Genomic DNA, 20,391 nt, shown 5'->3' with positions numbered 1-20,391 from the left:
CGTAATTTTAAGATCGAGTAAAATTGCAAAATATAAAAAAACCACTCATTTTCAGAGTGGTTTTGCTGTTCATTTATTGAGACTATTCAATACGCATTCCCAAAATTGCGCGTTGATCTTGACGAATAATCGAAACCCGAGCAATTGAACCTTTTTTCAAGTCAGATACAGATTTGATGAAATCCTCACTATTCAGAATGGTTTTATTATTGATTTGAGTAATGATGTCGCCTGCAATCAGGCGCGATTGTGCAGCAATACCACCTCGCTTCACTTCTTCCACCAAAATACCGCCTTTAATATCCAGCTGTGCCTGTTCAGCAGCGCTTAGATTGCGAATGCTAACGCCGATCACTGGACCTTTTTGTTGGGCGGTTTGTTCCACTTTTGCCGGGGTGTCATCTGGAGCAGTCGTCACAGTCGCCGAAATATTGCGGGTTTTATCATCGCGTAAAACTTGCAACTGAATCACTTGATTAGGTGTAGTCCGGTTTAAATAATTCAACAAATCAGAAGTTCTTGAAATGGGTGAACCATTATATTTCAAGATGACATCGCCCGACTTAAAGCCGGCTTTGGCTGCTGGTGAATTTGGCGCCACCTGTGTCACCAGCGCACCTTCAGGTTTGGACAGATGATAAGATTCTGCAAGGGTACGATCAATATCTTGCAGCATTATTCCCAAGTATGAACGCGTTACCTTCCCATTCTTTTTCAGCTGATCCGCCACATCCATGGCCACATCAATCGGAATAGAGAATGACAAGCCCATATATCCACCAGTACCACTAAAGATTCGTGAGTTCACCCCAACAACTTCACCATTTTGATTAAATAGTGGACCACCCGAATTCCCGGGATTCAAAGCCACATCGGTTTGAATAAATGGAACTGAGGTTTCACCCATCATGTTGCGCATTTTTGCGCTGACAATACCGGCTGATGCAGAATAGTCAAAGCCAAACGGAGAACCAATAGCCAGTACCGGCTCTCCCACTCTGAGTCGATCGACATTACCGGTACGTAATTCAGGGAAATTCGAGCCATTGACTTTTAGAAGCGCAACATCGGTACGCTCATCACTTCCGACAACAGTCGCATCAATTTCACGGCGATCACTCAGCATGATCGTGACTTTAGAAGCATCTTCTACCACATGATGATTCGTTAAAAGGTAACCATCTTTACTGATAAAAAATGCGCTGCCATAACCCGTTTTTTCTTGTGGTGCTTGTTGCTGTGGAATAATCACCCGATTACCAAAGAAACGTTTTAATATTTCAGGAACTTGCTGCTGTAGCAATTCTTGCTCTGTCATTTTTTTAACGACATTTACACTCACAACTGCCGGGCTAACTTGTTCTACCAGATTGGAAAAATCTACTGGCGATGCTGCTTGTGTTTGTGCTGCAGCTATCGTAAATACCGCAGCATAAATTCCTTTTTGTACATAGCGATTTTTCATATAAAGCATTCGCTCCATTTCATTATAAATATGTGTAGACAGTTTCTAGCATAAACTTTGTCTATCTTGGGTAATAATATGTTTGATTATATTTGTATAAACAACAGCTTAAAGTTTTCTTAAAAGTTTGTTGGTTTATTACTTTTTCTCATCATACATTAGCATATTTGCTCTTGTTTTTTGATCAAAAAAGCGGTGTTATTAGCGAACTTTTTTTCGAATTAGCTGATTGACATGTCTAATTTAAACACAACGCATCATTTTGATGTGATCATTGTGGGAAGTGGCGGTGCAGGTTTAAGTCTGGCTTTATCGCTACCCGATCATTTCAATATTGCAGTTTTGGCAAAATCGACCTTGACAGATGCCAGTACTTTTTATGCGCAAGGCGGTGTCGCAGCTGTTCTGGATGAAACCGACTCAATTGAACAGCACATTGATGACACCATGATTGCAGGCGCACAACTTTGTGAGATTGAGGCGGTAAAACAGACAGTAGAAGGTGGTAAACCTTCAGTTGATTTCCTTTTAAAGCATGGTGTGCAATTCACCTTAGATGAGCAAGAACAACTGCATTTAACCCGTGAAGGCGGGCATTCACAGCGACGTATTATTCATGCCGCAGATGCAACCGGTCGTGCCATTTCAACCACGTTGGTTGAACGCGCCCAAGAAAAACACAACATCACTATTTTTGAAAATTATATTGCGATTGATTTAATTACTTCGCAAAAATTAGGGCTAAAAGATCAAGGCAATCGTGCTCTTGGGTTATATGCGCTGGATGAAAAAACTGAAAAAGTACATACCTTTTTAGCACCTTCTACCGCTCTGGCGTGTGGTGGGGCAATGAAAGCCTATTTGTATACATCCAATCCCGATATTGCGACCGGTGATGGTATTGCCATGGCCTATCGTGCCGGTTGCCGCGTTGCCAATATGGAATTTAACCAGTTCCATCCAACCTGTCTTTATCATCCTCAAGCGCGTTCATTTTTAATTACTGAAGCCATGCGTGGTGAAGGCGCTTATTTACGTTTACCCGATGGTGAACGTTTTATGTTGGGTTTTGACGAACGTGCTGAACTGGCGCCACGGGATATTGTGGCACGTGCCATTGACTATGAAATTAAGCGCTTAGGGATTCGTCATGTCTGGCTCGACATTACCCATAAAGATGAAGCGTTTATTAAAGAGCACTTCCCGACCCTTTATGCGCGCTTGTTAGAATTGGGCATCGACATTACCAAGGACATGATTCCTGTAGTTCCTGCAGCTCACTATACTTGTGGCGGCGTGATGGTCGATGAAAATAGCCAGACCGACATTGAAGGACTCTATGCCATTGGTGAAACCTCTTATACGGGTTTACATGGTGCTAACCGAATGGCCAGTAACTCACTTTTAGAATGTTTTGTCTATGGAATGAGTGCTGCAAAACATATCGAAAGTCAGTTCAATACCAGTTATATTTATCCAGATGTACCGGCTTGGGATGATTCTCAGGTAATGAATCCTGATGAAGATGTAGTGATTTTGCAAAACTGGGATGAACTGCGTCAAACCATGTGGAACTATGTCGGGATTGTGCGAACCACCAAACGTTTGGAACGCGCCTTACACCGTATTGAAATGCTGAAACGGGAAATTACCGAGTATTATCAGGATTACCAAGTCAGCAAAAACCTGATTGAACTGCGTAATCTGGTCTTGGTTTCCGAGATGATTGTGCGCTGTGCGATGGAACGTAAGGAATCACGAGGTTTGCATTACACCCTGGATTATCCTGAGCTTGGACCTGAACTGCGTAAAACCATCCTAATTCCACCTAGCTTTCAAGTGGAAACACCATTGGTCAATGCTGAAGCCTAGTTTTTAAAAGTTGTAAAAACAATAAAAAGCCGAACATCTCTGTTCGGCTTTTTAATACTGCATAACATTTATTATTTATCGTTGAGGTGGTATGGAATAGGTGCTTACAGCATGCGCAATCGGTTCTTCCGTATCCATAGAATATAACCATACATCCCCGACTATCAGTGCCTTGCCGACTTTCATTAATCGACAAACCGCACGAATATCCTGTTCTGCTGTAGGCTTTCTTAAAAAATTGATGGATAAATTGGTCGTAACAGCCAACGCGACAATGCCGATCTCGCCTAGTATCGCAATATAAAGCGCATAATCAGCAGCGGTCATCATGGTCGGTCCAGATACCGTTCCACCCGGTCTTAAATCAGCAGCACCCACATGATAAATAATGGATGCAGCTTTTTCAGTCACTGTTTCTATTTCGCATTTTTCCAGACTTTGTGGAAATTCAGCCTGTAAAAAAGAAATAATTTCTGCTTTGGTACTTTTCATTTATGCTTTATCTTCATCCCTGATAATGCTGAATATAAAAGAATAACTCACCTTAAGCACTGATCTTTTTGATCTTTGTTTCAATCTTAAAAAGTTATTTCAGATAAGATGCAGCCTGTTCAAACACCTGATCTGGTGTCTGAGTGGCATCTAGACGCTTAATCCGTTCACCCTGTTGTTCCCAAAGTTCCTGATAACCTGAACGTACTTTCTCAAAGAAAGCAGCTTTCTCCTGTTCAAAGCGATCCAGTGCGCCACGTTCACGTGCACGTGACATGCCCAGTTCAGTCGGTGCATCCAGCCAAAACGTGATATTTGGCATATGTGAGACAAAATTTGCATTCAATAACTGTAATTTTTCTTTACTTAAGCCACGCCCCGCACACTGATAGGCAAAACTGGCATCAGTAAAACGGTCACAAAGGACTGTTTTACCTGCAGTCAATGCAGGCACAATGACTTGTTGTAAATGTTGCGCACGTGCTGCATACATTAACAGCAGTTCAGTATCATGGGCCATGCTTTCTTCATGATTAACCGACAACAGTAGCGAACGGATTTGCTCTGCCATTGGGGTGCCGCCCGGTTCACGAGTCAAGACTACTTCATGACCTTGCTGCGCTAAATAGTCATAAATTTTACGAATGAGTGTGGTTTTCCCGACACCTTCAGTGCCTTCAAAACTAATAAACATCCATCACTCCTGCTTCGATTTTAAAACAGACAAGTAATCCTGCACTGCACGATTATGCTCATCCAAACTTGCCGTAAATTTATGTCCACCATTACCGGTTGCGACAAAATAAATATTGTTTGATGCATCTGGATGCATCGCTGCTTCAATTGCTTTTTGACTTGGTAAGGCAATAGGTGTTGGCGGTAAACCACTGTTGGTATAGGTATTATAGGCAGTCGGGGTACGCAAATCTGTACGGGTGATATTGCCTTTATAATTATCTCCCATACCATAAATCACGGTTGGGTCAGTTTGCAGACGCATCCCCATTTTCAAACGGCGCACAAATACACCAGAAACTTGTTCCAGTTCACGATCGAGACTGGTTTCTTTTTCAACAATTGAAGCCATAATCAAGGCCTCATATTTATCTTTATAAGGTAGGCCAGAGGCGCGATTTGCCCATGCTTCGTCCAAAGATTTCATTTGACGGTTATACAAATCTGTCAGAATCTTTTTATCTGTTTCGCCTTTGGCAAAGAAATAGGTATCCGGTGCAAACAGACCTTCAGGATGATTAAACGGAATATTCAACGCTTGCAGCATTTGATCTTGCGGAAGATTCAACACTTCTTTGGTGACTAAATCATCTTTCTTTAAAAGTTCAATTAACTGCTTAAAGGTCGTACCTTCAATCACCAGAATGCGATTCATTTGTGCATTTTCAGAATTCGCGAGCATATCCATCACTTGACGAATCGTCATGCCCTGACGCACTTCATACACACCGGCTTTCATAGTGTCATGAATGATAAACTTTTGATAAAACTTTAATATAATCGGGAAACTGACTTTATCTTCTTTGGCTAAACGATTAATAAAGCCTGAATAGGTATCACCTGTTCCGATCGCCAGCAGCTGCTTTTCACCTTCGACAGGATAAGCCTTAAATAAGCTTGACCATAAGATGACTGAAGCCATGACCACGAAACCCATGAATAGAACGACGAAACCTTTCAATGGAAATACTTTTGTGGCTTTCTTTTTTGAGTTTTTGTTTGTGCTGGACATATTAACGAATCTGAGTCAATTGAAGGATATTAAACAGTTCAATACATGCTTGAACATTCAAAGCTTGCTGATTAAGTTCAGTCACAACTTTCATTGGACTTAAGGCATTGCAGAAAAACAGACTTTCAAATTTTGAAATTTCTTCCATATCAATAAAACGCTGTTCGCAATGAATACCTTTCTGCTGCATACGAGATAAAATTTCTGTCCGCATTACACCATGGACGCCATTATAACGAAGTTCTGGGGTAATCCATGTATTGTTTAAACGAATGAAACAATTACTGCTTACTCCTTCAACAACAGTGCCTTGCACATCAGTCACCAGTGCTTCGACCCATCCCCGCTGGTCAGCCTCATTTTTTAATAATACCTGTTCCAAACGATTCAGGCTTTTTAAACCGACCAGGCTGGGCATGGTCAGTCCCAATGCCTGTTGCAGTATACCCGATTTTATTTTTTCAACTTGAAAATCATCAACCACTTTGGGATAAAAAAATACCCATACATCTGCCGGATGATCAGGCAAGCTATATCCGCGCTGCCCTTCACCACGACTAATGATAATTTTAAACGTGCCATTCACTTCCAGAAATTGCTGCTGTAATAAAGCCAAGCTTTTTTGAATCAAGCTTAAATCTGCTTTCAATAAAAGTTTTTCACAACTTAGATGTAGCCGCGCCATATGCAAGTTTTCAAGCTCAATTTTGCCATGCCGAACACGCGCAGTCGTAAAACAGCCATCACCATAATGGAAAGCACGATCCAATAATGAAATTTCGTTTATTTCCTGTGCATTTTTAAAACATGGCATATGCAAACATCCTGTGAATGATGACTTAGTTTAAAAATAGCGGCGCTGAATTGATAGCAGTTTTATTCATATCAAATTCGTTTCTTATTATTTTTTCACCCTGATAGATAACGCTATTCTCCGCCTTGTACAAAACATAAATAATTTAAATGTAAAGGATAGCAAAAATGCGCTCACTAAAAATCGGGGTTTTAACAGCACTTATTTCAGCAACGTCTTTTAGTGCGCTTGCAAAAGACTTTTTAAACGTTTCTTACGATCCAACCCGTGAATTGTATGAAAACTATAATAAAGAGTTTGGTGCCTACTGGAAGAAGTCTACAGGTCAAGAGCTCACCTTCAAACAATCACACGGCGGTTCCGGCAAACAGGCACGTTCAGTCATTGATGGCCTGGATGCAGACGTCGTAACTTTAGCATTGGCCGCAGACATTGATGCCATTGCAGAAAACTCAAATCTGCTGCCAAAAGACTGGCAGAAAAAGTTTCCCAATAACTCTACACCCTATACATCAACCATCGTATTTTTAGTACATAAAGGCAACCCGAAAGGCATTAAAGACTGGGGAGATTTGGTTAAAACAAATGTGGGCATTATTACCCCGAATCCTAAAACTTCTGGCGGTGCACGCTGGAACTATTTAGCAGCTTGGGCTTGGGCGAAACACCAAGCAGGCGGCAACGATGCAAAAGCGCAAGAATTTGTACGTAAAATCTATAAAAATACCAAAGTACTAGACTCTGGCGCACGTGGTGCAACCACAACATTTGCTGAGCGCGGCATTGGTGATGTATTGCTGGCGTGGGAAAACGAAGCGCACTTAGCGATTCGTGAACAGCCGGGCAAGTTTGAAATCATCACGCCATCATTGTCTATTTTGGCAGAACCGCCAGTGGCCATTGTTGAAAAGAATGCACAGAAAGATGGCAATCTCACTGTGGCTAAAGCTTACTTAAACTACCTCTATTCCCCTGCAGGTCAAACCGTTGCAGCTAAAAACTTCTATCGTCCGCGCAATGCCACTGTCTTGGCAAAATACAAATCCGTATTCAAACCTTTGAAACTGGTGACGATTGACAAGGAATTCGGTGGCTGGACTAAAGTGCAAAAAGCTCACTTTGAAAATGGCGGCATTTTCGACCAGATCGTGAAAGCAAATAGCACCAAATAATCCTAGAAGATCAAGAGCAGCATTGACTTTATTGATAAGGCCAATGCTTTGGATCCAGAATAAGTTCAATTTATCTCTTTTATTCATATAAAATTCATTTTTTATTATTTTTTATGCATAAAGAATGGCGCTATTCTGCATTCATGTTACAAAACAGTTAAGAATATTGAGGTTGGCATGAGCATTTCAGCAAAATTAAAGTTAGGGGTTTTAGCAGCAGTGATCTCTGCAACATCTTTTAGCGCTCTGGCAAAAGACTTTTTGAATGTCTCTTATGATCCAACCCGTGAACTTTATGAAGATGTCAATAAACAGTTTGGCAAATACTGGGAAAGCCGTACCGGTCAAAAAATCAACTTCAAGCAATCTCACGGTGGTTCGGGTAAACAAGCCCGTGCGGTGATTGATGGTTTAGATGCGGATATCGTAACGCTTGCTCTTGCTGCTGATATTGATGTCATTGAACAAAAAACAAAACTGCTTCCTGCTGACTGGCAAAAGAAACTTCCTCAAAACTCAACACCTTATACATCTACAATCGTGTTTCTGGTACGTAAAGGCAACCCTAAAGGTCTAAAAGACTGGGGCGACTTGGTTAAACCCGGGGTAGGCATTATCACTCCCAACCCTAAAACGTCTGGCGGTGCACGCTGGAACTATTTAGCAGCTTGGGCTTGGGCAAAACACCAGACCGGTGGTAACGACAAAACAGCTCAAGAATTCGTGCGTAAAATTTACAAAAACACCAAAGTACTCGACTCTGGCGCACGTGGCGCAACTACAACATTTGCTGAACGCGGTATCGGTGATGTATTACTGGCATGGGAAAATGAAGCGCACTTAGCGCTTCGTGAACAGCCCGGTAAATTCGAAATCGTAACGCCTAGCTTGTCTATTCTGGCTGAGCCACCTGTTGCGATCCTAGAAAAAAATGCTGAGAAAAAAGGCAACAAATACTTGGCGCAAGGTTACTTGAACTTCTTGTATTCACCATTGGGGCAAGAGATTTCAGCACGTAACTTCTACCGTCCACGTAACGCAAAAGTGTTAACAAAATACAGCAATGTATTCAAGCCACTTAAACTAGTCACCATTGAGCAGGAATTTGCTGATTGGGATAAAGTTCAGAAAGCGCACTTTGAAAATGGTGGCATCTTTGACCAAATCGTAAAAGCCAATAGCGCGAAATAATCGTGCTGGAAAGATAGAGGAGCATCGACATGATTCATACCGTAATTGTTCCAGGCGTAGGGGGCAGTGAACCTGCGCATTGGCAATCCTGGTTACAACGACAACTCATGTCATGCTCTCGTGTACAGCAGCAGGATTGGAATAATCCGGTCCTTGAAAACTGGATCAGCGAATTTGTAAATACCATTCGCCCGATTCAAGGTCATATTCAAATCGTGGCGCATAGTTTTGGTTGCCTAACTACTGTTGCAGCACTCGCTCAGCATCCGGAATTAAATCAAAAAATTAAAAATTTGATTTTGGTTGCACCGGCGAATCCTGCACGTTTTGGTGAAGCTGGCTTTGCACGTGATAGCCAGCAAGATTATCAACGTTATTTTCATCAGTTAAAAATTGCGGTTCCGACCACTTTACTGATTAGTGAAAATGACCCTTGGTTAAATTTTGAAGATGCCCAATGCTTGGCCCAAGCATGGAAACTCAATCCAATTAATCTGGGTCAAGTCGGACATATTAATGTTGCTTCCGGTTTTGGTCCATTTCCTGAAATTTATGATTATCTGATTTCAGAAAATGTACTGCAACATATCAATTTTTCTGATGAGAGCAAGTGTTATTTTAAATTTGCAATTTAAAGTCTGCAAATTATGCTTGTGCCGAATTAAATTTTTATTTTTGCTGACTTTATTGGTCAGCATTTTCTCTTTTGAGGAGTAATCATGTCGCAGCGATCCCGAGTGCTGCCAGGATTTGGTCTTTCTCTAGGCTTTACCCTAGCGTATTTGTCATTAATTGTTCTTATTCCTTTATCTGCAGTGTTTATTAAATCACTGGGCATTGGCTGGGATGGTTTATGGGAAATTTTAAGTTCAGAACGTATCCTAAAATCTTTGCAGTTAAGTTTTAGTGCCGCACTCATTGCAGCCTTAGTCAATGTGGTATTTGGCTTGTTACTGGCTTGGTGCTTGGTTCGTTACAGCTTTCCTGGCAAACGAATTATTGATGCTTTAGTGGATTTACCCTTTGCTCTGCCAACAGCAGTCGCAGGTATTGCACTGACTTCTTTATATGCACCTACAGGCTGGATTGGTCAGTACCTAGAACCAATTGGTATTAAAGTGGCGTATACCCCAATCGGGATCACGCTTGCGCTGATTTTTATTGGCTTACCCTTCGTGGTACGTACGGTACAACCTGTGCTAAGTGACCTGGAAACCGAACTGGAAGAAGCAGCTTCAGCACTCGGTGCCAATCGTTTTCAGATTATCACCAAAATCATTTTGCCGATTTTGTTTCCTGCACTACTGACTGGTTTTGCATTGGCATTTGCACGTGGTGTAGGTGAATATGGTTCCGTCATCTTTATCGCAGGTAACCAGCCCTATGAAACTGAAATTGCGCCACTGATGATTATTTCTCGTTTAGAAGAATATGATTACGCAGGTGCAACCACGATTGCGGTAGTGATGTTGTTAATTTCTTTTGCGATCTTATTCCTGATTAACTTGCTACAAGCGTGGGCAAGCCGCCGTACAGGGAGAACTGCACCATGAGCTTAATCACCAATAGCAATGCTTTAGCGGAAAAACTGCAATCTCGTGATGCAACCCGTGAACCGACCTGGGTACGTAATCTTCTGATTACGATTGCGCTGATCTTTTTCTTAAGCTGCCTGATCCTGCCTTTAATTCTGGTCTTTGTTGAAGCCTTTAAACAAGGTGTTGCGGTTTACTTCCAAGCCTTGATCAATCCAGATACTCTATCTGCAGTAAAATTGACTTTATTGACCGCTGCCATTGCCGTGCCATTAAACGTGGTGTTTGGTGTCGCAGCTGCCTGGTCTGTTGCGAAATTCAACTTCCGTGGTAAATCTATTTTAACCACCATTATTGACATCCCCTTCTCTGTATCGCCTGTTATCGCAGGTATGATGCTGGTACTGATTTTTGGTACTCAAGGCTGGATGGGCAACTGGCTAATGGATCACGACATCAAAGTGTTGTATGCCGTGCCTGCCATTGTACTTGCAACCATCTTTATTACCGTTCCTTTTGTGGCTCGTGAATTGATTCCGTTAATGGAAGCGCAAGGCACTGAAGAAGAAGAAGCCGCGATTGTACTCGGTGCTTCAGGCTGGCAAACTTTCTGTAAAGTGACCTTACCGAATATTAAATGGGGTCTGATTTACGGTGTGATTCTGTGTAATGCCCGTGCGATGGGTGAATTCGGTGCAGTATCGGTGGTGTCCGGTCACATTCGTGGTGAAACCAATACTTTACCGTTACACGTCGAAATTCTTTACAACGAATATACCTTTAGTGCTGCGTTTGCGGTGTCCTCGCTGTTGGCTTTACTTGCCATTGTGACCCTGATTTTAAAAACATGGGTTGAAATACGCCAAGAAAAGCAAAACAAACGTAATGAAGATTCACAAGTTTCTTAAGGAATGACATCATGAGTATTCAAGTTAAAAATATTGAAAAACACTTTGGTGCATTCCATGCACTTAAAAACATCTCACTGGACTTTCCAGATGGTCAGCTGGTGGCATTATTGGGTCCATCAGGCTGCGGTAAAACCACCCTGCTTCGCATCATCGCTGGCTTAGAATCGGCTGATGGTGGTCAAGTGATTCTTGAAGGTGAAGATGCCACCGATGTGCACGTTCGTGAACGTCAAGTGGGTTTTGTATTCCAGCATTATGCTTTGTTCCGTCACATGACTGTATTTGACAATATTGCTTTTGGTCTGCGTGTTCGTCCACGCTCGACCCGCCCCTCTGAAGCGGAAATCAAAAAACGTGTCACCCGTTTACTCGATTTGGTTCAATTGGGTTTCTTGGCGGATCGTTTCCCGGCTCAGTTGTCTGGTGGTCAGCGTCAACGTATTGCATTGGCGCGTGCACTTGCTGTTGAGCCTCGCGTGTTGTTGCTAGATGAACCGTTTGGTGCACTCGATGCCAAAGTACGTAAAGAACTGCGCCGCTGGTTACGGACCTTGCATGATGAATTACATATCACCTCTATTTTTGTCACCCACGATCAGGAAGAAGCCTTAGAAGTGGCGGATCAAATTATCGTGATGAACAAAGGCAATGTAGAGCAGATTGGTTCACCACGTGAAGTTTATGAAAAACCGGCAACACCGTTTGTTTTCGACTTCCTGGGTCAGGCCAATCGTTTCGAAGGTCAAAATCAGCAAGGTATCATCCATCTTGGCGAAGACCGCATTCAATTGCCACAAGTGAAAGATGCACCACAAGGTGAAATTGTTGCCTTTGCGCGTCCAAACGAACTCAGCATTCATGCCACTCCACAAGAAAATGCCATTCAAGCCACTTTCTTACGTGAAATCTGGATTGCCGGTAAAGTGCTTGCAGAACTTCAGGATCGCCAAGGCAATTTAATTGAAATTTCGCTTAGCTCTGAAGAAGCGAAATTACATCAATTTAAACCGAATCAAACTGTGTGGTTAAGCCCAACTACATTACATTTATTTGCCAATGACGTCGCTTAAGAACAAATAGATGGGGCAAAAAAAGCCCCATCCCCTTTTAAGGTACAAAGAATTATGAATTTCCAACAATTAAGAATTATTCGAGAAACCGTTAGACAAAACTTTAATTTAACTGAAGCTTCAGCAGCACTTTACACATCGCAATCAGGTGTGAGTAAACACATTAAAGATTTAGAGGATGAACTGGGTGTACAGTTGTTTATCCGCAAAGGTAAACGTTTATTGGGTTTAACTGAGCCGGGCCAGTCTTTACTGGGGATCGTAGAACGTATGCTGGTCGATGCAGACAATATTAAACGTCTTGCAGATGACTTTAACCGCGTCGATGAAGGTACACTCACCATTGCAACCACACATACACAAGCCCGTTATGTGTTACCGCCGATTGTGAACCAATTTAAAAAAGAATTTCCAAAAGTACATTTGATTTTGCAACAGGCAAGTCCGGTTGAAATTACGGAGATGTTACTTCAAGGCGAAGCCGATATTGGTATTGCAACCGAATCTTTAACCACTGAAGATAACCTTGCAAGTGTGCCTTTTTATACTTGGCAACACAGCATTATCACGCCACAAAACCATCCACTGGCGAACAAAACAGATATTACTCTAGAAGACTTGGCGCAATATCCGCTTATTACTTATCATGGCGGTTTCACAGGTCGTTCAAAAATTGATAAAGCCTTTGAAGAGGCAGGAATTGATGTGGATATTGTGATGTCAGCACTCGATGCCGATGTCATCAAAACCTATGTTGAACTGAATATGGGCGTCGGTATTGTCAACAATGTGGCTTATGACGCAGAACGTGACTACCGTTTAAAGCAGATTCCAACCGATATTTTTGGCGTAAATACCACTTGGATTGCAGTACGTAAAGGTCATTTACTTCGTGGCTATGGTTATGAGTTTATTTCACTCTGCTCACCAGAAGCAGACATTAAAGCACTGAAACGAGTGGCTTACCCAGAAGATTAAACAATCACATAATTATTTAGATTAGGGATATCACAATATCCCTTTTTTCATTTTAACTCACCTTTCTATTATTTTACTGATCAGCAATATAAAAAATTTATCCATTCAAAAATTAAAGTATAAATAATCTTAAAATTAGGCTTGCTCATCCTCAATAAAACGACATAAAGTACACCCACTGAATAAAAAAATTCAATTACATAGTGTGTCATCAGGTTTTACACACAAAATATATAAGCGAAGTCATGATTTAATTTGGGGTTATTTATGAAAGCTACGGCATCTAGCATAACTCTGTGCATTTTTTTGCCTACACAAGTATTTTCCGCAGCCCTTGAAACTTCAAACCAAAGCATTGCGACATTTTTACAACCAAACCATTACGCTGAATTTTCAACCGCATTTGTTGATGCCAATATTTCTGGGAATACTTACCGCCCTGAAGCCAATAATCCATCAATATATACAGAAACCTCTACCCAAAATTTTGTGAATCACTTTTATCTATCTAGCGCGGCCTTAAAATTACAACTGGATTCCAATTGGTCCGCAGGTCTGATTTATGACCAACCTTTTGGTGCCGATGTCAATTACGCTTTAGATCCTGTTGCCACGAGTCTGGATGATTTAGTCAATGCTGTCGGCTTTAAAGTGGATAGCAACAATCTCACGGCTCTTGTCGGCTATCAGCCAAATCAATCTTGGAACATATATACCGGCTTAAGTTATCAAAGCTTAAAAATGCATTTGAAAATTTCCGGTCAATCGATGGGCATACTGGCTGATTATATGGGGGAGATAAAAAAAGATTCCGCGAGTGGTTGGCTTACTGGCGTTAGTTATCAACGACCAGAATATGCCCTTAAAACCTCACTGACTTATCGTTCTAAAATTCGACATAAACAACACTTTCAGGAACAAGTCAGCACAGTTCCAGTTATCCCTTTACTCAATTTAGCTTCCGACCAAAACACGACTATAGAAACACCTCAATCGGTCAACCTTGAGTTTCAATCTGGCATAACAGCCAATAATTTAATTTATGGATCAGTGCGTTGGGTCAATTGGCAGAATTTTAAAATTGTTTCTCCCTTGATGAGTTCAGGTAACGCTACACTTGTTCCTTTAGTGAATTATCAAACAGATCAATGGAGCACAACTTTAGGTCTGGCGCATATACTGAATGACAAATGGACATTGATGACCGATATAGGACGAGATAGCGGTACCGGTAATCCTGCTTCTACCTTAAGTCCTTCAGATGGTTTTTATAGTTTTGGTGTAGGTGGTTTTTATAATATTCACTCTCATTTATTTATTGCTGCCGGTATGAAATACTTAAAGCTGAATAAAGCAAAAATTCAGCAAGTTCAAAATGGTTCAGGCAATTTATTTGGGCCTTTATCTTCGGTAAACAATAACAATGCAGTCGCTTATGGGGTCAAAGCAGGTTATCGCTTTTAACTAAAATTATTTAATCTATAAAAACAAAAAAACGAGCCGGAACTCGTTTTTTAAAGGATGCTAACTTTAAATTACCAGTGATAGCTTACGCCCACTTTACCGACTGGTAACCATTGGTATTCATCATCATTTTCAATATTACGTTCATGTTCAGCTAATAAAGCTTGGTCTGGATCTGTACCCCCCACACCAGTTAAGCTCGCTTTTGGATTGCCAGTATAGTAAGCACCGACTTCACCAAACACACCCCAGTTTTTGTTAATTTTTGGAGCGAAACCTAAACCTAGATATGGAGCAATATCATTTTCATATGCCACTTTACCATTTACTGAAGTAAAGTTTGTTGAAGTGCCATCGATTTTAATTATACCTGAGCCAGTTCTAGAGTTTAGCTCGTATTCATTATCTAGATAACCTACACCCGCAGCCATATATAAAGCTTGTGCCCAGCGATTTTCACTGGCACCCCAAGGACGAATTTCTGCATTTAAATATGCAAGTTTGTTATCCATATCAACGTCATATTTTACGCCGTCTACAGACAAATCATCAGACCAAGAGATATCACCACCATTATAACCCAGTGCCAAACCTACATATGGGTTTGCAGTCCAAAGTAAGGCACCACCATAACCCGTTGTCCCTACTTCAGCACGAACACCGGTTGGAATAAGCTGATTACGATCAAATGAATAACCATCTTGAACTACTGCATCATCAGCTATCGCTGTTCCTGCGATAGCAGTCAAAACAGTTGCTGCTAAAATCGTACTTAAAGTTTTCATTGTCGATCTCCTCAAAGAAATTGCTATTTTCATCATTAGTGCTTTTCTAATAATTAGAACTATAAAATATTAATTGCTCGAATTTTATTCTAAATTTGCTTGGTTTTTGTTAAATTTTGATACAAATGCTTTTTACCACTGATTAATAATAATTATTTTTATAGAAACTTTTATATTATTCGCCTAAATCGATCTATCCAACTTAATAAAATATTGCATTATTCACTGTATTGTTTGCGTTGTGTTAACGCACTGATATTTTACAAACATCTCAAATAAATTCCTTAGCTTTTGTTGAGTAGAGCCATTCATAGATCTTTAATAATTAATTCCGATCTAAAGTCACTTTTTCATCTATTCTTGTCTCAATATAGTGTAAAATCTTGGAAAATTTTTTTTGGAAATGGAAGATCATGTCTCAGCTTTCAACAATCATTGAACAGGCTTTTGAAGATCGTGCAAATTTCACCGCGGCTGATTGCCCTGCTGAAGTTCGTAGTGCTGTAGAACAAGCTATTGCTGGTTTAGATAACGGCACACTTCGTGTGGCTGAAAAAATTGATGGTGAATGGATTGTTCACCAGTGGCTTAAAAAAGCAGTTTTGTTATCTTTTAAATTAAATGATAACAAAACCATTGAGTCTGGTGATCTTCGTTTCTACGATAAAGTAGATACTAAGTTTGGCGATTGGACTGAAGAACAGTTTAAAGCAGCAGGTGTTCGTGTTGTTCCACCAGCAGTTGCACGTAAAGGTTCATTCCAAGCGAAAAATGTTGTATTGATGCCATCTTATGTCAATATTGGTGCTTACGTTGATGAAGGCACCATGGTTGATACATGGGCAACTGTGGGTTCATGTGCGCAAATTGGTAAAAATGTGCACTTGTCTGGCGGTGTAGGTATTGGTGGTGTTCTTGAACCATTACAAGCGAACCCAACGATTATTGAAGACAACTGCTTCATTGGTGCACGTTCTGAAATCGTTGAAGGCGTGATCGTTGAAGAAGGTTCTGTAATTTCAATGGGTGTATTCATTGGTCAATCGACTAAAATCTTTGACCGTGAAACTGGCGAAATCCATTACGGCCGTGTTCCTGCAGGTTCTGTAGTAGTTTCTGGTAGCCTTCCTTCTAAAGATGGTACTTGCAACCTTTATGCTGCAATTATCGTGAAAAAAGTTGACGCGAAAACTCGTGCTAAAACAAGCTTGAACGATTTATTACGCGAAGACTAATCTGTCTTAAGTCTGTTACGGAACTTTAATCGTTCCTCATCTCTACGGTCAGACATGATCGTAGAGATTTTTGTTTTTTGTACTCTCATGTTTTTTGGTGTGGTAAATTTTTGTTATGAATACTCTTCGATCTTCCGCTATTCCTGTTTCTGATCCGTCTGCGGGTTTACGCATCACGGAGATTTTCTATTCATTGCAAGGTGAAGCCAATGCCGCAGGTTTACCGACGGTTTTTATTCGTTTAACCGGTTGCCCTTTACGTTGTACTTATTGTGATACCACTTATTCTTTTGAAGGTGGTGAACGTCAATCCTTAGACGACATTATTAAAACAACACTTGATTTTAAAACACCATATATTTGTGTGACTGGCGGTGAGCCGCTTGCTCAACCGAATGCCCTGCCTTTGATGCAACGTTTAGCCGATCTTGGCTGTGAAGTGTCGCTCGAAACCAGTGGCGCTTTAGATGTATCTAAGGTTGATCCGCGAGTTTCTAAAGTACTCGATTTAAAAACCCCAACTTCCGGTGAAGTTGCACGAAATTTGCTTAGTAATCTTGATCATTTAACTTCGCATGACCAAATCAAGTTTGTGATTTGTAATCGTGAAGACTATGAATGGTCAAAACAGCAGGTTGAACAATACCTACTTACCGATAAAGTCAGTACCGTTTGGTTCTCACCTGCTTTTGCGGTAGAAAAAGGTGCAGTCCGTTTGCCTCAACTTGCACGTGATTTAGCACAATGGATTTTAGAAGACCATCTCCCTGTTCGTTTCCAGTTGCAGTTGCATAAACTGCTCTGGAACGATGAAACCGGTCGTTAATTTATTTCTGTTCTTGAATACCTATATTTGTTTGGAGATTTGAATATGCGCCCTCGTGCCATAGTTTTGTTATCTGGCGGCTTAGACTCAACAACTTGTTTGGCTTGGGCGCAAGCACGTTATGAATGTATTGCTTTAAGTTTTATGTATGGTCAACGTTCGACCACTGAACTGGATGCGGCTAGAGCATTAACACAACGCGCTGGTGTAGAACATCGTGTCATTAATATTGATTTGGGTAACCTTGGTGGTTCTGCGTTAACAGACCACAGCATTGATGTACCAGAACATGAACAAGAAGGCATTCCTGTAACTTATGTTCCAGCACGTAACACAATATTTCTATCCTATGCGCTCGCGGCAGCAGAAGTTTTTGGTGCAGAAGCCATTGTGATTGGGATCAATGCTGTTGATTATTCAGGATATCCTGATTGTCGACCTGAATTTATTGATGCTTTTGAACGCATGGCTCGCCTGGCAACTAAAGATGGCGTGGAAGGTAAACCTCTTAAATTTGAAACACCTCTGTTACATTTATCCAAAGCAAATATTATTCGCTTAGGTATAGAACATGGCGTAGACTACAGTCAAACGGTGTCTTGCTACCAAGCAGACGACCAAGGACGTGCTTGTGGCAAATGTGATAGCTGCCGTTTACGTAAACAGGGTTTTGCTGACGCTGGTATTGCAGATCCAACACGTTATATACCGTCATAACAGGGTAACAGTACATGAAAAATTTAAAATCAAACATTATTCTTTCTACATTAGTTTCTGCTGTAGCATTCATGGCAACTGCTTCAAATGCTGCAGAAACAAACAAGCTCCAAGAAGCGTATAAAAGCACTAATGTAAAATCTGCTTTAATTAATGTTTGTAAAGATGAAACAGGTAAAAGTAAAAAATTATCAGCAGCAGAAGTAAGCAAATACTGTACTTGTGCGGTTGAAGCTGACGGTAAATTAACCAATGCTCAAAAATGGGAAATTCAAAGTACCATTAACCAAAAGAAAAGCCCTGCAACTTTAGCTTTTGTTCAAAAACAAAATAAAGATCTTCAAGCTTGTTTTGGTCCGCAACTTACAGGCAAGCTTAAAAGCTTAACTGAAGAAGCAATGAAATCTGCTCAACAACCTAAAAAATAAGTTAATTTAGCTTGAATAAAAAGCCTGCAATTGCAGGCTTTTTATATTTTAAAATTAAACATCAGTTCTGCATTAACTGCTCAAAAGTCGTTATCATAAACCTATAAATTTAAGATCAATATGACAAATTCAACTTGATAAGGATGAACCTATGTCTGCTATTACCCTGCCTAATCAAATTTTTCCAACCACAACTGGAGAAATCAACCTGAGTGAAATGCCATCAGAATGGCTGATTGTGTATTTTTATCCGAAGGATTCAACACCTGGTTGTACCACGCAAGCGATTGGCTTTTCTTGTTTGAAGGATCAGTTTGATGCTTTAAATACCACGATTCTGGGTATTTCACGTGATTCGGTGAAAGCCCATCAAAACTTCACTGAAAAACAGAATTTGACTATTAATCTGATCAGTGACAAAGAAGAAGTGTTGTGTAATCTCTTTGACGTGATTAAAGAAAAGAACATGTATGGTAAAAAAGTCATGGGGATTGAACGCTCAACCTTTATTTTCCATAATGGCAAATTAGTCAAAGAATACCGTAAAGTGAAAGCGGCCGGTCATGCAGAACAAGTACTAGAAGACTTAAAAGCCCTGCAAGCAGCTTAATGGCACTGTTATTGGATTTATAAAAGCCCAAAAGTTCGGGCTTTTATCCTGCTTCTTTTTGTGAGCTCTTTTATGCAACCAAGAATCTTATATTTACCCTGCCCTTAGATTTTTAATTGTGGGCAATAATAAACGTGGATCACGGCATACGAATCAAAAAAGAGCTATAAAAAGATTTTTTAACATTGGCAAATACAATTTTAGTTAGTTTCACATTGGCCCGAAAGCTGAAGATTCACTTTCTCCCCCACACCTCCAATACCTTTTCTCATACCAAAATCGCTACGGTTAATCACTGCAGAAGCTTGGACATCAAGTAAGTTGACATTAGAAAGATTAGGTTTAAATGTCGTTACAAAAATTACGGGCTTGGTCACACCACGTAGAGTTAAATGTCCTAAAACATTATATTTACCATTGCCTAAGTCTTTAAACTGGATACTTTTAAATCTTACCGTTTTGTATTTTTCTGCATAAAATAGGTCTTCCCCCAGAATCAGATGTCTCAGCAATGGTTTATTGAAGCTCAAACTATCGACATCCATAACTAGATGTGTCGATGCATTTTGCGGTGCTTTAGTATCAAATTCCATGCTCGATTGAACTTGATTAAATTTGGCTTTGACCACCGTAAGCCCCATCGACTTGATCTCAAAACCAACATTACTTTGAGGGGTTAAAATCCATGATTGCGCAAAGGACTGGCTACTTACAGCTAAACCGGTTGCTACGATAATAAGTCCATTTTTTATTGTTGCTTTCAAATTTAAATCCACCTTTTTTGATTTATTATTGATCAGGTTTAGATTCACAATCCAACCTCAGATTAAATTTGTTTTAAGTTTTCGAATTTTCTTTTTTTATTTTTATATCAGTTTATTGAAGTTTTTGTAAAACCATTAATGACTAATGGAGAAATATTTAACATAATTTTTCTGTAAGAATTGGCTTGATAGAGAGGTGGATCAGGAAATTTGAACAACACTTATAAGTGATATTTTGCTCCCCAAATGATGTTATAAACATCAATATATGGAGTATTTTATGGCACGTAGACCAAGAAGAAATCATTCAAATGA

21 protein-coding genes are annotated in these 20,391 nt (G+C 40.4%); 14 read left to right on the top strand and 7 right to left on the bottom strand.

The window, feature by feature from the left end; all coding sequences use genetic code 11:
- Nucleotides 1-82: 82 nt before the first annotated feature.
- Complete coding sequence (locus HLH16_RS01720) at nucleotides 83-1,465, bottom strand: Do family serine endopeptidase (protein WP_171527995.1); 1,383 nt, start codon at nucleotides 1,463-1,465, stop codon at nucleotides 83-85.
- Nucleotides 1,466-1,693: 228 nt separating this feature from the next.
- Here HLH16_RS01720 and nadB point away from each other — a divergent pair, with 228 nt between their 5' ends.
- On the top strand, nucleotides 1,694-3,337 hold the full coding sequence (nadB, locus tag HLH16_RS01715; protein ID WP_171528016.1) for an L-aspartate oxidase: 1,644 nt from the start codon (nucleotides 1,694-1,696) through the stop codon (nucleotides 3,335-3,337).
- Between the two features lie 75 nt (nucleotides 3,338-3,412).
- On the opposite strand, the gene HLH16_RS01710 is transcribed toward nadB, so the two are convergent.
- The 4 genes from HLH16_RS01710 to pabC all read right to left on the bottom strand — a co-directional run bounded on the left by HLH16_RS01710 (nucleotide 3,413) and on the right by pabC (nucleotide 6,390).
- Nucleotides 3,413-3,829 (bottom strand): PaaI family thioesterase, encoded by a 417-nt coding sequence (locus tag HLH16_RS01710; protein ID WP_171527994.1) that lies wholly within the window; start codon nucleotides 3,827-3,829, stop codon nucleotides 3,413-3,415.
- A 94-nt stretch (nucleotides 3,830-3,923) separates the two neighbouring features.
- Nucleotides 3,924-4,523 (bottom strand): dTMP kinase, encoded by a 600-nt coding sequence (tmk, locus tag HLH16_RS01705; protein ID WP_171527993.1) that lies wholly within the window; start codon nucleotides 4,521-4,523, stop codon nucleotides 3,924-3,926.
- 3 nt (nucleotides 4,524-4,526) lie between these two features.
- Complete coding sequence (mltG, locus tag HLH16_RS01700) at nucleotides 4,527-5,576, bottom strand: endolytic transglycosylase MltG (protein WP_171527992.1); 1,050 nt, start codon at nucleotides 5,574-5,576, stop codon at nucleotides 4,527-4,529.
- A 1-nt stretch (nucleotide 5,577) separates the two neighbouring features.
- Complete coding sequence (gene pabC / locus HLH16_RS01695) at nucleotides 5,578-6,390, bottom strand: aminodeoxychorismate lyase (protein WP_171527991.1); 813 nt, start codon at nucleotides 6,388-6,390, stop codon at nucleotides 5,578-5,580.
- Between the two features lie 167 nt (nucleotides 6,391-6,557).
- On the opposite strand from pabC, the gene HLH16_RS01690 reads away from it, so the two are divergent.
- The 8 genes from HLH16_RS01690 to HLH16_RS01655 all read left to right on the top strand — a co-directional run bounded on the left by HLH16_RS01690 (nucleotide 6,558) and on the right by HLH16_RS01655 (nucleotide 14,711).
- The gene (locus tag HLH16_RS01690; protein ID WP_171527990.1) at nucleotides 6,558-7,562 is read left to right on the top strand and encodes a sulfate ABC transporter substrate-binding protein; all 1,005 of its coding nucleotides are present in this window, start codon (nucleotides 6,558-6,560) and stop codon (nucleotides 7,560-7,562) included.
- A gap of 177 nt (nucleotides 7,563-7,739) precedes the next feature.
- On the top strand, nucleotides 7,740-8,753 hold the full coding sequence (locus HLH16_RS01685; RefSeq protein ID WP_171527989.1) for a sulfate ABC transporter substrate-binding protein: 1,014 nt from the start codon (nucleotides 7,740-7,742) through the stop codon (nucleotides 8,751-8,753).
- Between the two features lie 29 nt (nucleotides 8,754-8,782).
- Nucleotides 8,783-9,388, top strand: a complete 606-nt coding sequence (locus HLH16_RS01680; RefSeq protein ID WP_171527988.1) for an RBBP9/YdeN family alpha/beta hydrolase — start codon at nucleotides 8,783-8,785, stop codon at nucleotides 9,386-9,388.
- A gap of 84 nt (nucleotides 9,389-9,472) precedes the next feature.
- Nucleotides 9,473-10,306 (top strand): sulfate ABC transporter permease subunit CysT, encoded by an 834-nt coding sequence (cysT, locus tag HLH16_RS01675; protein WP_131286917.1) that lies wholly within the window; start codon nucleotides 9,473-9,475, stop codon nucleotides 10,304-10,306.
- Nucleotides 10,303-11,196 (top strand): sulfate ABC transporter permease subunit CysW, encoded by an 894-nt coding sequence (gene cysW, locus HLH16_RS01670; protein ID WP_171527987.1) that lies wholly within the window; start codon nucleotides 10,303-10,305, stop codon nucleotides 11,194-11,196. Before cysT ends, cysW begins: the two co-directional genes overlap by 4 nt.
- A gap of 11 nt (nucleotides 11,197-11,207) precedes the next feature.
- Nucleotides 11,208-12,269 (top strand): sulfate/molybdate ABC transporter ATP-binding protein, encoded by a 1,062-nt coding sequence (locus HLH16_RS01665; RefSeq protein ID WP_171527986.1) that lies wholly within the window; start codon nucleotides 11,208-11,210, stop codon nucleotides 12,267-12,269.
- A 54-nt stretch (nucleotides 12,270-12,323) separates the two neighbouring features.
- Nucleotides 12,324-13,247, top strand: coding sequence for a CysB family HTH-type transcriptional regulator (locus HLH16_RS01660; RefSeq protein ID WP_171527985.1), 924 nt, complete (start codon nucleotides 12,324-12,326; stop codon nucleotides 13,245-13,247).
- Between the two features lie 267 nt (nucleotides 13,248-13,514).
- The gene (locus tag HLH16_RS01655; protein WP_171527984.1) at nucleotides 13,515-14,711 is read left to right on the top strand and encodes an OmpP1/FadL family transporter; all 1,197 of its coding nucleotides are present in this window, start codon (nucleotides 13,515-13,517) and stop codon (nucleotides 14,709-14,711) included.
- Between the two features lie 71 nt (nucleotides 14,712-14,782).
- Here HLH16_RS01655 and carO read toward each other — a convergent pair whose 3' ends face one another.
- Nucleotides 14,783-15,496, bottom strand: a complete 714-nt coding sequence (carO, locus tag HLH16_RS01650; protein WP_171527983.1) for an ornithine uptake porin CarO — start codon at nucleotides 15,494-15,496, stop codon at nucleotides 14,783-14,785.
- A 413-nt stretch (nucleotides 15,497-15,909) separates the two neighbouring features.
- Between carO and dapD the strand changes: the two genes are divergently transcribed.
- The 5 genes from dapD to HLH16_RS01625 all read left to right on the top strand — a co-directional run bounded on the left by dapD (nucleotide 15,910) and on the right by HLH16_RS01625 (nucleotide 19,312).
- On the top strand, nucleotides 15,910-16,731 hold the full coding sequence (gene dapD / locus HLH16_RS01645; RefSeq protein ID WP_171527982.1) for a 2,3,4,5-tetrahydropyridine-2,6-dicarboxylate N-succinyltransferase: 822 nt from the start codon (nucleotides 15,910-15,912) through the stop codon (nucleotides 16,729-16,731).
- 115 nt (nucleotides 16,732-16,846) lie between these two features.
- The gene (gene queE / locus HLH16_RS01640) at nucleotides 16,847-17,557 is read left to right on the top strand and encodes a 7-carboxy-7-deazaguanine synthase QueE (RefSeq protein WP_131286929.1); all 711 of its coding nucleotides are present in this window, start codon (nucleotides 16,847-16,849) and stop codon (nucleotides 17,555-17,557) included.
- 45 nt (nucleotides 17,558-17,602) lie between these two features.
- Nucleotides 17,603-18,274 (top strand): 7-cyano-7-deazaguanine synthase QueC, encoded by a 672-nt coding sequence (gene queC, locus HLH16_RS01635; RefSeq protein WP_131286931.1) that lies wholly within the window; start codon nucleotides 17,603-17,605, stop codon nucleotides 18,272-18,274.
- Nucleotides 18,275-18,288: 14 nt separating this feature from the next.
- Nucleotides 18,289-18,702, top strand: a complete 414-nt coding sequence (locus HLH16_RS01630) for a hypothetical protein (protein ID WP_131286933.1) — start codon at nucleotides 18,289-18,291, stop codon at nucleotides 18,700-18,702.
- A 151-nt stretch (nucleotides 18,703-18,853) separates the two neighbouring features.
- Nucleotides 18,854-19,312: a peroxiredoxin gene (locus tag HLH16_RS01625; RefSeq protein ID WP_131286935.1), complete on the top strand. Its 459-nt coding sequence runs from the start codon at nucleotides 18,854-18,856 to the stop codon at nucleotides 19,310-19,312.
- 200 nt (nucleotides 19,313-19,512) lie between these two features.
- Here HLH16_RS01625 and HLH16_RS01620 read toward each other — a convergent pair whose 3' ends face one another.
- Entirely contained in the window at nucleotides 19,513-20,076 is a 564-nt protein-coding gene (locus HLH16_RS01620; RefSeq protein ID WP_171528015.1) for a YceI family protein, read from the bottom strand.
- Nucleotides 20,077-20,391: the final 315 nt, after the last annotated feature.

The sequence above is a fragment of the Acinetobacter sp. ANC 5378 genome (genome assembly GCF_013004315.1).
GTDB lineage: Bacteria > Pseudomonadota > Gammaproteobacteria > Pseudomonadales > Moraxellaceae > Acinetobacter.
The sequence above is the reverse complement of the archived record's forward strand: the minus strand, read 5'-3'. Positions and strand labels throughout refer to the sequence as shown.

Coding starts and splice junctions, on each gene's coding strand:
- HLH16_RS01720 (WP_171527995.1), bottom strand. CDS start 1,465: ATGAAAAATCGCTATGTACAAAAAGGAATTTATGCTGCGGTATTTACG.
- HLH16_RS01710 (WP_171527994.1), bottom strand. CDS start 3,829: ATGAAAAGTACCAAAGCAGAAATTATTTCTTTTTTACAGGCTGAATTT.
- tmk (WP_171527993.1), bottom strand. CDS start 4,523: ATGTTTATTAGTTTTGAAGGCACTGAAGGTGTCGGGAAAACCACACTC.
- mltG (WP_171527992.1), bottom strand. CDS start 5,576: ATGTCCAGCACAAACAAAAACTCAAAAAAGAAAGCCACAAAAGTATTT.
- pabC (WP_171527991.1), bottom strand. CDS start 6,390: ATGCCATGTTTTAAAAATGCACAGGAAATAAACGAAATTTCATTATTG.
- HLH16_RS01690 (WP_171527990.1), top strand. CDS start 6,558: ATGCGCTCACTAAAAATCGGGGTTTTAACAGCACTTATTTCAGCAACG.
- HLH16_RS01685 (WP_171527989.1), top strand. CDS start 7,740: ATGAGCATTTCAGCAAAATTAAAGTTAGGGGTTTTAGCAGCAGTGATC.
- HLH16_RS01680 (WP_171527988.1), top strand. CDS start 8,783: ATGATTCATACCGTAATTGTTCCAGGCGTAGGGGGCAGTGAACCTGCG.
- cysT (WP_131286917.1), top strand. CDS start 9,473: ATGTCGCAGCGATCCCGAGTGCTGCCAGGATTTGGTCTTTCTCTAGGC.
- cysW (WP_171527987.1), top strand. CDS start 10,303: ATGAGCTTAATCACCAATAGCAATGCTTTAGCGGAAAAACTGCAATCT.
- HLH16_RS01665 (WP_171527986.1), top strand. CDS start 11,208: ATGAGTATTCAAGTTAAAAATATTGAAAAACACTTTGGTGCATTCCAT.
- HLH16_RS01660 (WP_171527985.1), top strand. CDS start 12,324: ATGAATTTCCAACAATTAAGAATTATTCGAGAAACCGTTAGACAAAAC.
- HLH16_RS01655 (WP_171527984.1), top strand. CDS start 13,515: ATGAAAGCTACGGCATCTAGCATAACTCTGTGCATTTTTTTGCCTACA.
- carO (WP_171527983.1), bottom strand. CDS start 15,496: ATGAAAACTTTAAGTACGATTTTAGCAGCAACTGTTTTGACTGCTATC.
- dapD (WP_171527982.1), top strand. CDS start 15,910: ATGTCTCAGCTTTCAACAATCATTGAACAGGCTTTTGAAGATCGTGCA.
- queE (WP_131286929.1), top strand. CDS start 16,847: ATGAATACTCTTCGATCTTCCGCTATTCCTGTTTCTGATCCGTCTGCG.
- queC (WP_131286931.1), top strand. CDS start 17,603: ATGCGCCCTCGTGCCATAGTTTTGTTATCTGGCGGCTTAGACTCAACA.
- HLH16_RS01630 (WP_131286933.1), top strand. CDS start 18,289: ATGAAAAATTTAAAATCAAACATTATTCTTTCTACATTAGTTTCTGCT.
- HLH16_RS01625 (WP_131286935.1), top strand. CDS start 18,854: ATGTCTGCTATTACCCTGCCTAATCAAATTTTTCCAACCACAACTGGA.